The organism is Youngiibacter multivorans (genome assembly GCF_017873395.1).
Taxonomy (GTDB): domain Bacteria; phylum Bacillota; class Clostridia; order Clostridiales; family Clostridiaceae; genus Youngiibacter; species Youngiibacter multivorans.
The window spans coordinates 1-12641 of sequence record NZ_JAGGKC010000034.1 but is presented as its reverse complement, the minus strand read 5'-3'; the positions used below and the strand labels follow the sequence as shown (position 1 = coordinate 12641).

Below are 12641 nucleotides of genomic sequence, written 5' to 3'. Positions count from 1 at the left end.
TATAATTAAAGTGTGTTATAATCAATTTACTAAAGGAGCAATTGTTGTGAAGAATGATGATATTTTCAAGGAAATGCTGACACTTGATGTGAGGAAAACCGACGAGGACAAATCGAAGGTAGTGGAGCTTTATGAGAAGTTCCATGAGCATACCAGCATACTGTATGCTTTTGTACTGGTATACAGCGAGTTTATGAGCAAAAAGAAGGATTATGGAACCGGCGATGAGATGTCCATGAATGAAGCGCATGTTCTGACAGACATCGTTGACAATCCCGGAATCACTGTAACAGAGCTTGCAAAGCTCTGGGAAAAAACGACAAGCGCGCTTTCTCAGACAGTGAGAAAGCTTATAAATAGGGATATGATCTACAGGGTGAACTCCAAGGAGGATGCCAAGGTGTTCATGCTGTATCCTACCCAGAAGGCATTTGAATTCAACATAGCCCACAAGGAATTCGACGTCATTGACACTATCAAGACGAACAAGAGGCTGATGAAGAAATTCAATCCGGAAGAGCTTGCAATAGGCTACAACGTGATGAAGGAATTTACCGACATACTTCGCGAAGTGAAGGCTAAAGAGGCGGAAAGCCAGGAATAGCTTCACACTTCATATTTGCCTTACAGTCTATAAATGAAGCTTCACCCGCCATCTGCACTTAGGTTATGTGCAGATGGCGGGCGTTTTGCAGCATGGATTCATCATGATTTAGACAAGGACTTAAAAAGAAAGGAATGTTGACTGCATGGACATTTTAAAGCTCGTAATAACTTTTACCTGCATCGTCGTCATCATGAGGCTTGGGAAGCCGCTTTATGTCTCCATAGTCGGAGGCATGATTGCCGTCATACTCCTATACCTCATCAATCCAATCACTTCTGTCCAGATGATCGTGAAGGGTGCCACAAGTACTCCTACAATAAATATGGTGCTTGCCTTCTATTCAATAACCTTCCTTCAGAGGATGTTGGAGAAAAGGGGACATCTTCTCCTTGCTGAAAAATCGCTAAGCAATCTCTTTAACAGCAGGAGGGTCAACGCTATGGTCGCACCCTTCGTAATCGGTCTTTTGCCTTCAGCTGGAGCAGTCCTTATCGCTTCTCCGATTGTCGACAATGCCGGTGGAGAAAGCCTGACCAGAGAAGAGAAGACTTTCGTAACGAGCTACTTCAGGCATATTTCTGAGGCGTTCCTCCCAACCTACTCATCAATAATACTTGCTCTAAACCTGTCAGGTGTTGACATGACTGCATTTGTTGTAGCCATGCTTCCAATGGTAGTTGTACTGTTCCTGCTCGGCTACTTCAGGTATGTCAGGAAGATACCGAAGGGTACTGGAGTGGCAATCGATAGCGACAAGTCTTCAGATACAAAGAACCTTGTCATCAGCCTTTGGCCTATCGTGCTTACGATAGCAATAATTCTTGTGTTCAAGCCGGCGGTGCATCTTGCTGTAATTCCTGTAATACTTCTTTCAGTGGTGGTAAACAGGTTTACTTTCAGTGAGCTGAAGCCCATGTTCATTTCAGCCATTGAGCGAAAGCTCATCTTCACTACGATTCTAATAATGAGCTTCAAGGAGCTAATTACATATACTGGCGTAATTGAAAGACTTCCGGGTTATTTCAACAGCTTTCCGATACCATCACCAGTCATATTCGCGTTGATATTCTTCTTCGGGACACTGGTAGCTGGTTCTCAGGCGATAATAGCTCTGACCATGCCTCTGGCATTCGCGTCGGTAGCAGGTGGTGGGGTTGCTCTGATGGTCCTTCTCATGTGCATGACATATATCGCAATGCAGGTTTCACCGACTCATATTTGCCTTGCCATAGTCACTGAGGACTTCGGAACTTCTTTCATTGCTTTGGTAAGGCACACCATGCCGATACTTATATCATTTGTTGTCATAAGCTCACTATACAGCTTCGGGCTGTTTTTCCTGCAGTAGCAGTGGGATAGGAGGCTTATGGGAACAATAGTGCATGTGGTATCCGGATTTCTTGGAGCGGGAAAGACCACGCTTATAAGGCATCTGATTGATGGACCTCTAAATGGCAGGAGCGTTGCAATAATCGAGAATGAATTCGGTGAGATAGGAATAGATGGAGAGATACTTAAAAGAAGCGGTACGAGAGTCAGGGAAATCAATTCAGGCTGCATCTGCTGCTCCCTTTCAGGCGACTTCCGGATTGCACTAATGGAGATTGCTGATGAGTATTCTCCTGAAGTAATCATCATAGAGCCATCAGGTGTTGCGAAGGCCTCTGACATAACGGCTGTATGCAGGTCTGCAGGATCTGAGGTTACACCCGGTAAAGTGATAACAGTCGTAGATGCGAGAAAGTATTTCAGCCAGATCAGGAACTTCAGGGAGTTTTACAGGGACCAGGTGGTTCAAGCAGGCACAATACTACTTACCAGGACTGATGAGGCTGGCGAGGAAAAGACTTTAAGGGTAATTGAAGACATTGCATCGATCAATCCAGAAGCTTATGTTACCAGGGCTTTGGATGATGTACTTGAGATTAATATGGATGGCATGAATACTCAGCAGTCAGTTAGCTATGATCATGATAATCTGAAATCAGGCATTGACCTTGAAAGCTACTCTTTCGAAACTGATGTTAGGTATGATGAGGATGATCTTTGCAGAGTGCTTGAAGAGCTTGTGCAATCTGAGCGGTTTGGTGAGATAGTCAGGGTCAAAGGAATGCTGCAGGGATCAGAAGGCTTTGCCCTTAAGGCAGACTGTATGGGAAATGAAGCTGTAGTGGAAAAGGTTGACTCTGTTGATACTGGGAAAATTTGCTTCATAGGAAAATCGCTCAAAAGAGACAGTATTTTGAGGCTTATGGAAGAAGGAAAGTCATGAGGACTCCGATATTTGTAGTATCAGGATTCCTGGACTCTGGAAAGACAACTCTTGCGAAGGAAGTATTGAAGAGGACTGGAAAATCAGAGGAATGGCTGGTGCTAATTTGCGAGCATGGTGATGAGGAATACGGGAAAGAGTATGAGACCGTGAGCATTGATGCGCTTGAGAGTCTTGATTGCAGTCTCTTCGAGGACCTTCAATCAAGATATCCAGGAAGAAGATTTCTGCTTGAATACAACGGCACATGGCCACTGACGAAGCTTTACCAGATCGGGCTACCAAAAAGAATGGTAATCCAAAATGTCACATACGTGCTTGATGCCTCCACTGCGGAGGTATACATCAGGAACATGGGACCGATGCTTCTTGAGCAGATGAACTTCGCTGACTGCTTCTATTTTACGAAGGGTACACCTGGTGACAGGGTGATAAAGCTAATCGGGCAGCTGAATCAGAGAGCTATTAGCACAGATGCTGGTTCTGATGAAGGAATTGTAAGGGTTCTTAAAGGCTTCAGTGATAGCGGGGAAATTAGCATGAAATCAAGGATTTATACTGTTCTTCTAATAATTATTCTGTGTATAATAATCTACTTCTCTGTTAACAGTTTCTGAACTCGCTATACATTCCAAAACCGTTGATTTAGAATATATGGTAGGGGACCTGCCTTTGCAGGTCAATCAACGAAAAGGGGCTGAAGAAATGGCAAATGTAGTGTTTTACAAATGTGAAGTATGCGGAAACATGGTAGCTCTGATCAAAGATGGCGGAGGAACTCTTGTTTGCTGCGGACAGGACATGAAGAAGCTTGAAGCCAATACAACAGATGCAGCTACTGAAAAGCATGTTCCTGTAGTTGTAAAGGAAGATGGCAAGATCAAGGTTACTGTTGGTTCAACAATCCATCCTATGATTGATACCCACTATATTGAATGGATAGCTCTTGACGCAGGCGACAAACTTCAGATAGTTTATCTCAAACCTGGAATGGAGCCAAAGGCTGAATTTGAAGATGCTGCTGCAGGTACTGTATATGAGTACTGTAATCTGCATGGTCTCTGGAAGGCTGAAATCTAGTACAATCAAGATCCTGATTATTATTAGTCAGGGTCTTTTTTTATGCACAAAATACATTAATAAGATTTTGGTACAATGTTGTTAAACGATAGGATTATTAAGATGTTAAATAAAATATATTGTGTAAATCAATTTTTCATTAAGGGGCTAATTCTACAAATATATATAAAAATGAATATGAACAGAATATGAAAAATAGTGTCGAATACGAAGGTCAAGTTAAGTAGTATAGATAAAAACCATTGGAATGTATAGTAAATATCTAACTATATTGCATTAAAGGAATTTTAAAAATTGCGATGAGAAAAAATGAAAATGTTTTATGGAAACGATTGACATCATTTGTAAAGGAATGTAAAATAAGTTCAGTAGGTTAATAGTTAACTAGCTTAATAATACCAAGTCAAAACAATTAAGAATGATTACAATAAAAAATTTGCTTCGAGTTGTTGAAAGGGTGTGATGAATAGCAATACATTATTCAGTGGTGCCCGTTGTTATGCAATGGACTGTTCTAAGGGTGTGTTACTGAAAGTCTATAAAGATATTCAAAGCAATTATTCTAGATATTTTGCTAATCTTTAGGCTGATACTTATCTCATGCACAATCAAATTTATTATGGTAGCACTTATAGAATTAATGGGAAGAATGATTAATAAGTCCGTTGAGTACCAAAAAAAGAGAATTGATTTGGGGAAAGAACCGGAAATAAGATCAATCTATGATATCTTAGATTAGCGGACTTCTCTGAAAATGTCGCCATCATAAAGTTTAACTAAAGGATGGCACATAATTTAGTCAAGGGAGTGTAAAAATGAAGTATGATTTCGAGACAGTAATTAAAAGGGCCAATACAGGCTCAGCAAAGTATGAACAGATGAAGGGTTGGAATCCAAACGTAAGTGAGGATGTAGTTCCGTTTTCGGTAGCGGATATGGAACTGAAAAATGCTCCGGAAATCATCGAAGGACTGAAAAAGTACATAGATTCAACTATACTGGGTTATACCATGCCTACTGAAAACTACATCAGCTCTGTATGCGGGTGGATGAAGAGAAGGCACAACTGGGATATCAAACCAGAATGGATTGTAGGTTCACCAGGTGTTGTTGGAGCTTTTTACTCTGCAATCAAAGCGCTGACTGAGCCTGGAGATGGTATCATCATAATGACTCCGGTCTATTATCCGTTCTTTAGTGCAATAGGAAAGAATCAGAGGAACCTTGTAAAGAATCCATTAATACAAGATGGAGACACTTATCTCGTTGATTATGATGATCTGGAAGAAAAAGCACAGGATCCAAGAAACAAGGTGCTACTCTTCTGCAGTCCGCATAACCCGGTAGGCAGAGTATGGAAGAGGGATGAACTGGAAAAAATAGCTGATATATGTCTGCGTAACAATGTTGTCATAATATCTGACGAGATCCATTTCGACTTGATTATGCCAGGACATGAGCATATTGTTTTTGCATCAATTTCTGAAGAGGCTGCAAACAACATGATAGTTTGCACTGCTCCTAGCAAGACCTTCAACCTGGCTGGGATGCATACCTCAAACATAATCATCCCAAACAAGGCACTGAGGGATATGTATCTCAGGGAAGTTGAATCCAATGGATTCTTTAGTTTGAACATAATAGGCTATAAAGCGTGCGAGATAGCTTACAACGAGTGTGGAGAATGGCTGGACGAACTGGTTGATCTGGTGCATCACAATCACAAGGTACTTAAGAGCTTTATGAACGAACATTTTCCGGAAGTCAAAGTATTCCCATTGGAAGGGACTTACCTTCAATGGATGGATTTCAATGATCTCGGATACGACAAGGATGAGCTTGAACGACTTATGCATATGGAAGCAGAGGTATTCTTCGATGAAGGATATGTGTTCGGCGAAGAAGGTAATGGATTTGAACGAATGAACATTGCTTGTCCTACAAAGGTTATGGTAGAAGGATTAGAAAGACTTAAGAAAACACTGAAAAACTAAAGAAATTTATAGATAATGGGGAGGAATCATAATGAATGTCAATGAAAAAGAGATTACCCTGGTAGACACCACTAATTCTTCGACTAAAGATCTTAGAAGAGTACTTGGATTCTGGGATCTGATGAGCCAGGCTGTAGGCCAGATCATTGGTGCTGGAATAATGTCACTGACAGGTGTTGCCATCGCAATGACCGGAAGGTCAGTTCCAGTATCGTTCATCCTTTCAGCAGTGCTTGTACTAATCAGCTCAGTACCTATGATTCTTATCAATGCAACTGCAAGATTCAGAGGTGGACAGTATTCAATAGTCGGATCGCTATTCAGCAAAAAATACAGCGGTGCCTACATGATCATGTTTATCATGACAAATGTATCAATAGCCATGTATGCCCTTTCCTTTGCTGATTATGCAATGCCGTTCATTCCGTTTCTTCCTAGAAAGCTTCTGGCAATTGGTATACTTACACTGCTATACGGCCTTAACATGGTTGGCGTTGATGTGATGGCTAAGTTCCAGAATGCAATCGTATTGATACTTGTCGTTGCACTTGCTGCATTCTCTGCATTCGGAATCACTCAGCTTCAGCCGAACTACTTCTCGGACTCATTCATCACCAATGGACTTCTCGGTCTCTTCAGAGCTGGAGCATTGCTGACGTTCGCAACTGGTGGAGCATTAGCAGCAGCGAATCTTGCTGGAGAAGCTAAGAACCCAACCAGGGATATACCATTAGTCATAATCATCTCGACAGTCGCTGTAGCAGTACTATACGGATTCATGTCTGTAATCGCAGCAGGAGTACTTCCGGTTGCTCAGGTTGCAGGTCAGCCACTGACATGGGTTGCAGAAACCATACTTCCAAGATGGCTTTATGTATTCTTTGTAGTTGGTGGAGCTTGGTTTGCACTTATCTCAACACTGAACTCACAGCTTGGATGGGCTACAAAACCGGTCATGCAGGCTTGTGAGGATGGCTGGTTCCCAAGAGGACTTGCTCACCTGCACCCTAAGTTCAAAACGCCTGTATATCTTCTTTCGATAATGTATGTGCTTGGATTCTTGCCAATAGTATTTGATCTTGATATTAGCATCATAGGAAGCATAACCATCATAGTTTACAGTTTGAACAATGTCCTATTGTGCGCATCACTGCTCGGAGTCAATAAGATAATGCCTGCGCTATGGAACAAATCTAAATTTAAGGTATCTGATGGAATGATCAAATTCATTGTTGTAATTTCAATTGCAATAAACCTGCTTCAGTTCGTTCTGCTTGCATCAGACCTGACAACTCCATTGCTGGTTGGCAATATCGCAGTCATCGCTTTTGCATTTATCTATTCTGTGGCTAGGTATAGCACTGGAAAAGTTGAAATACTTGAAAGCTATGAAGAAAATTAATAAGCATTGATATACATTTAGCTGAGTTGATACTTTTTTAAGTATCAATTCAATAGACAATATTTAAAGTAAATCAACTTTATTGTTCAAATAATTAACTTACAGAGGGTGAATTTGAGATTCATCCTTTGTTTTATTATGGGGTTCAAAACGGGAGGATGCGAGGCGGAAACTAGAATCAGTATAACTCTCGAGGTCTTTCAAGAGAAAGATTGATATGACTTGTCAAAATGTGCATATTCAAGATTCAGACTGGCAAGATCAATTTTATACAGGTCCGAAGATGGCTGGAACAGCCCGTTTTATGTAACTGTAAAAGGCAAGGGTGGTCACGGATCAAGGCCTGACCTGTCAGTAAGCCCGATATTCGCAGCATCCTGTATCCTTAACAACCTTGCTGCGGCATGGGTCAATCAGATAGATGCGAACGAGACTGTAACTCTTGGAGTAGCTAACTTCCATTCAGGTACTGATGTCGCCAACGTTATCCCTGAAACAGCAAACTTCGCTGGAAGCATGAGATTCTTCAATATGGATGAGGGTCGAAAGGCACTTGGAATAATGAAGGAAATTTGTGAGGCAACCGCAAAAATGCATCACTGTACAGTCGAGTTTGACCCGAGGACTGCAATTGCAGTTGGACCTGTCATAAATGATGCAGGGCATTCAGCACTGGCTGCAGAAGCACTTAACGACATTCTTCCTGAAGGAACTGTATCAGAGTGCCCGAAATGGTACGCTTCAGAATCCTATAGCATGTACCTTGAGAGATATCCTGGTGTATTCGCTTTCCTTGGCATTAGGAATGAAGAACTCGGTTCAGGTGCTGAGCACCACAATGAGAAGTTCGACGTGGATGACAGCGTGCTGAAGCTTGGTGTCCTGTCCACAGCAAAATATGCTGTTTCACTTCTGACGAAGTAATATAAGGAATCACTAAGGACAACTTAAGATGAGCCTGCAGCCGGAACTTTACGATTACCCTTAGATCGTAGATTCCGGAAGCCGGCTCAATATTTCTTTATGGTGGAAGACAGGGAGGGTTTAATGGAAGCTCAGGCTATAAGCGACAAGGCAATCAAGAAGAAGATACTCTCTATGATCATTCCAATTACGGCTGAGAATATACTGCAGATGACCGCAGGCCTGGTATCCATGGCCATGGTAGGCCGGATAAGCGCTGTGGCTGTTGGAGCCATTGGTCTAAGCAACGTCATAATGAGGCTTATCTGGGCTGTGTTCAAGGGCATTTCAATAGGAACGACAATACACGTTGCCCAAAGCTATGGCGCAAGGAACATGAAGAAGCTTGCCAGAGTGTCTGTGCAGGGGATTCTTCTCTCCATAGCTTTTGCAGCCCTGTTCCTTGGCCTATTGCTACTGTATTCTGAGCAGGTGCTTAAAGTTTTTGGAGCGGGACCTGAGCTTATAGCAAATGCAACGCTATATACCAGGATACTTTCCTTCAGCCTTCCTGCTACGGCAGCGATTCTAATTGTATCTGGAATATTCCAGGGCATGGGCGATGCGAAGACTCCGATGCTGATTGTTGGCGTACTGAACATAACAAATGTCATTCTGAGCTACGTGCTGATATTCGGTGCCATTGGCCTGCCTGCTTTGGGCATAGAGGGTGCTGCTATCGCATACACCATATCCTATTCTGTCGCAGCATTACTGGCCTTCTGGTTCCTCCTTGGCAAAAGCAAAGGGCTCAGGGGAAGGAACGGACTCGGAATCAGGATCAATATGCCAGAGGCTTTAAGCATTATGCGCTATGGATTCCCCAGCAGCTTTGAAACCATATTCTGGGTCGGATCTTCGATATTCGTTACCAGGGCAGTCCTGACCTATGGTGAGAACGCCTATGCTGCATACCAGCTTGGTATGCAGGCAGAAGCAGTTTCCTTCATGCCTGCCATGGGGCTTGCAGTCTGTGCAACTGCCTTCATCGGACAGTCTGTTGGATCAAAGGACATGGAGCTTGGAAGAAAGTACTACAAACACCTTTTAAAGTATACACTGGCATTCTCAACAGCAGCAGGTCTTATTATGGCACTCTTTCCTGGAGTAATAATGGGTGCGCTCACAAATTCCAGGGAGCTCATAGGAATAGGAAGTGCATACCTCATTGTCATGGGATTAAGCCAGATACCTCAGAACATGACCGGTCTTTATAACGGAGCCCTAAAGGGTGCAGGCTATGTCAACATGCCTCTTGTGATAATTACGATAGGCATCTGGCTGGTTAGGATACCCGGTGTGCTTGCAGCAGCATTCCTGTTCAAGGCAGACCTCATCTGGATCTGGATAATAATGGGATTGGACCTTGTAGTAAGGTACATCCTGGCATACGCAAACTTCAGGAAAAAGGACATCTTCAGGAGCGGACTGAGCTTCAATGACCCAATAGTTGAAGATTTCAAATAAGCAAAAACTAACAATTTTACATGTTTAAAGGAGCAAACAAATGAAATATGATTTTACTACAGTACTGAACAGAAGAAACACAGGATCCGCAAAGTATGAGCAGATGCTCGGATGGAATCCTAACGTATCTGAAAACACAATACCCTTCTCGGTTGCAGATATGGAAATTAAGAATCCTCCTGAAATAGTTGAAGGACTAAAACAGTTCATAAGCGACACAATACTCGGATATACAGTTCCAACCAGGGAATATAACTCTGCGGTATGCGGATGGATGCAGAAGAGACATGGCTGGGAAATCAAGCCTGAATGGATAATAGGATCTGCTGGCGTAGTCGGAGCATTTTTCTCAGCTATCAAGGCATTCTCAGATCCAGGTGATGGCATAATAATAATGACTCCTGTGTACTACCCGTTCTTCGGCGCTATAAAGAAGAACAACAGAACTCTAGTAGAAAATGAACTTATCAACACAGGAGACAACTATATAATAGACTTCGAGGACCTTGAGGCTAAGGCCAAGGATTCGAAGAATAAGATACTTCTATTCTGCAGCCCCCACAATCCTGTTGGAAGAGTATGGACGATAGAGGAGCTGGAGAAAGTTGCCAAGATATGTCTGGACAATGATGTCCTCATAATATCAGACGAGATTCATTTCGACCTCGTTATGCCTGGATTCAAGCATACGGTTTTCGCAAGCATCTCAGAGGAAGCTGCGAACAACATGATAGTATGCACAGCTCCAAGCAAGACCTTCAACCTTGCTGGAATGCATACCTCGAACATAATAATCCCTAACGAGGACATCAGAAAGAAGTACCTTGAAGAGGTTGAAAGCAATGGATTCTTCTCACTTGGAATACTTGGATACAAGGCCTGCGAGATAGCATACACACAGTGTGAAGGCTGGCTTGACGAACTTAATGGCCTCATTCATCACAACCATCTTATTCTAAAGGACTACTTTGCCAAGAACCTTCCTGAAGTTAAAGTATATGACCTTGAAGGCACATACCTTCAGTGGATGGATTTCAGACCACTTGGTTTAGATAAAGATGAGCTTGAAAAACTTATGCATATTGAAGCTGAGGTGTTCTTTGACGAAGGATATGTATTCGGAGAAGTTGGAAGTGGATTTGAAAGGATGAATATCGCATGTCCGACACATGTAATGGTTGAAGGGTTAGAGCGAGTAATTGCTGCGGTAAAAGGGCTGAAGAACTAAAGTTGTCAATATTCATTTTAGTACATGAATTATTGGTGATTTTGAGAGACAAGTTGAAACTAAACTCATTAATCGTTGAACTTGCTTATGTACTTAATGCAAGAAAGCTTAAAAATATCCAAGTGTGAGTTAAGTCATAAAGTTATGAAGGTTTTCAGTTTGCAGTGTATGTCGAAGATTTGGACAATATGTGAGGATAGTTACATTAATTCTTAGAAGTATCGAAAGTTAACAATGTTTGTCTCTAAGGTTAAATATTGTAGACAATAGGGACTTATTGCTTTCTAGCAAAAATAATGTCAGTTAGATCTGCAATTTTTTACTTACATTAATCTAACAATTTACTGATGGTACTGAAAACCACTTAGTATTTAATAACTTGAGTAGAAGAGGAAGCGGAGTTCAAACCCTCTTCTATTCATTATGAACATAGATTCCTTTCGGATACGCCGGATTTTTGGCTTATTCCCCCCATATTCTAATTACCAGCTCCAAATGTATGCAAAATGGTGAACATCCCTTGTAGTACCATACCAAACAGTTCATGTCTTGATGCTACATCCTAACTGTGTTCGTAATTCATCGCGCTGTTTTTAGTTTCAATCTAGTAGTTTATTCTGATAATGTCTTGATTTGTTTCCTTGAAGACTTGGTGCTCTGAATGAGTCTTCGATATCAGTCTTATAAAAATGACTTGGCCTTTTTCATCTTCTTCTAACTTAGGATAGCTGTCCTTACACTCATGTGGCCAGATTTATAAACGAAAATTCCAACATCACTATTGGAGAATAGATTAGGTGAGTTCTCGTTTGAGCTGAGGGTTACAACTTTGTTAAATATAGCAACAAGCGGATATCCTTTTTCTAAACCATTTAGATTGTCTTTCGTCGAGTACGCGGTATAACCAACCATAAAATTACCTTGATGTCTGCTTGCTCTTTCATGGAGAGCAAGCCTTGCTGAACTTTTCCTCCTGCATCTCTTCGAATGTGATGGTATATGCATGGACGATTCTTCAGCGTAGAGTACAAGTTGAGTCTTGTATCCGTAGAAGTATGTGTACGCATCTTGCATCCTACTCTTGCATCCAGGCCTTTTGAACGCTTAATGTGCTCCTAATATTTGTTGTTACCTCATCTATATAATTAGCTTTTTCATGATTAAGTAGCTGTTTTATACTGTGTCGTCAGATTTGATTTGGTTGGTGAGCTTTTTGTAATATTCTATCATGTATTCATAGATTCAGTTTGTTGTGTTTGATAGTATAATATACCATTACTGATACTTATTAAGGTATATGTAAAAATTACTTGAAGTTCAAAAAAGATCCGAGTTGTAATAACACAGTTCCCAGATCTTTTCTTGTATTCTGACTTTTTCAATGCCCTACAATTAACAAATGCAATTTTAATGAGAAGAAGGTCCTGGTTAAGTCCGAGCATTTTTAAAAATGAGTATGTGATAAATGATTCAGTATTACTTGAATATTTCGACATGAATCTTTAATATATGTTCTCATACAAGCGACACTATCCCTATGTGTCAGAATAGTTGTCGTACCCCAATAAATAAAGTATCCTAGTAGGAATAGGATGAGGAGGACGACATTATGGCCTATACCAGGAGAG

General features: G+C 41.4%; 11 protein-coding genes. 10 read left to right on the top strand and 1 reads right to left on the bottom strand.

The window, feature by feature from the left end; genetic code table 11:
- Nucleotides 1-46: 46 nt before the first annotated feature.
- From J2Z34_RS15470 to J2Z34_RS15425, 10 genes are all read left to right on the top strand, one after another.
- Entirely contained in the window at nt 47-604 is a 558-nt protein-coding gene (locus tag J2Z34_RS15470; RefSeq protein WP_209460775.1) for a MarR family winged helix-turn-helix transcriptional regulator, read from the top strand.
- 145 nt (nt 605-749) lie between these two features.
- Nucleotides 750-1955, top strand: coding sequence for a DUF401 family protein (locus J2Z34_RS15465; RefSeq protein ID WP_209460774.1), 1206 nt, complete (start codon nt 750-752; stop codon nt 1953-1955).
- A gap of 18 nt (nt 1956-1973) precedes the next feature.
- Nucleotides 1974-2879, top strand: coding sequence for a CobW family GTP-binding protein (locus tag J2Z34_RS15460; protein ID WP_209460773.1), 906 nt, complete (start codon nt 1974-1976; stop codon nt 2877-2879).
- Entirely contained in the window at nt 2876-3496 is a 621-nt protein-coding gene (locus tag J2Z34_RS15455; RefSeq protein WP_209460772.1) for a P-loop NTPase family protein, read from the top strand. The genes J2Z34_RS15460 and J2Z34_RS15455 overlap by 4 nt, the downstream gene beginning before the upstream one ends.
- Before the next feature lie 88 nt (nt 3497-3584).
- Nucleotides 3585-3959 carry a desulfoferrodoxin gene (locus J2Z34_RS15450; protein WP_209460771.1) on the top strand — a complete coding sequence of 125 codons (375 nt, stop codon included), beginning with the start codon at nt 3585-3587 and terminating at the stop codon, nt 3957-3959.
- An 815-nt stretch (nt 3960-4774) separates the two neighbouring features.
- Nucleotides 4775-5953, top strand: coding sequence for a MalY/PatB family protein (locus tag J2Z34_RS15445; protein WP_209460770.1), 1179 nt, complete (start codon nt 4775-4777; stop codon nt 5951-5953).
- 31 nt (nt 5954-5984) lie between these two features.
- Nucleotides 5985-7355 carry an APC family permease gene (locus tag J2Z34_RS15440; RefSeq protein ID WP_209460769.1) on the top strand — a complete coding sequence of 457 codons (1371 nt, stop codon included), beginning with the start codon at nt 5985-5987 and terminating at the stop codon, nt 7353-7355.
- A 222-nt stretch (nt 7356-7577) separates the two neighbouring features.
- On the top strand, nt 7578-8279 hold the full coding sequence (locus J2Z34_RS15435; RefSeq protein ID WP_209460768.1) for a peptidase dimerization domain-containing protein: 702 nt from the start codon (nt 7578-7580) through the stop codon (nt 8277-8279).
- Nucleotides 8280-8402: 123 nt separating this feature from the next.
- Nucleotides 8403-9785: an MATE family efflux transporter gene (locus J2Z34_RS15430; RefSeq protein WP_209460767.1), complete on the top strand. Its 1383-nt coding sequence runs from the start codon at nt 8403-8405 to the stop codon at nt 9783-9785.
- A 40-nt stretch (nt 9786-9825) separates the two neighbouring features.
- Nucleotides 9826-11013 carry a MalY/PatB family protein gene (locus tag J2Z34_RS15425; protein ID WP_209460766.1) on the top strand — a complete coding sequence of 396 codons (1188 nt, stop codon included), beginning with the start codon at nt 9826-9828 and terminating at the stop codon, nt 11011-11013.
- A 714-nt stretch (nt 11014-11727) separates the two neighbouring features.
- Here J2Z34_RS15425 and J2Z34_RS15420 read toward each other — a convergent pair.
- Nucleotides 11728-12087 (bottom strand): hypothetical protein, encoded by a 360-nt coding sequence (locus J2Z34_RS15420; RefSeq protein WP_209460765.1) that lies wholly within the window; start codon nt 12085-12087, stop codon nt 11728-11730.
- Nucleotides 12088-12641 lie beyond the last annotated feature (554 nt).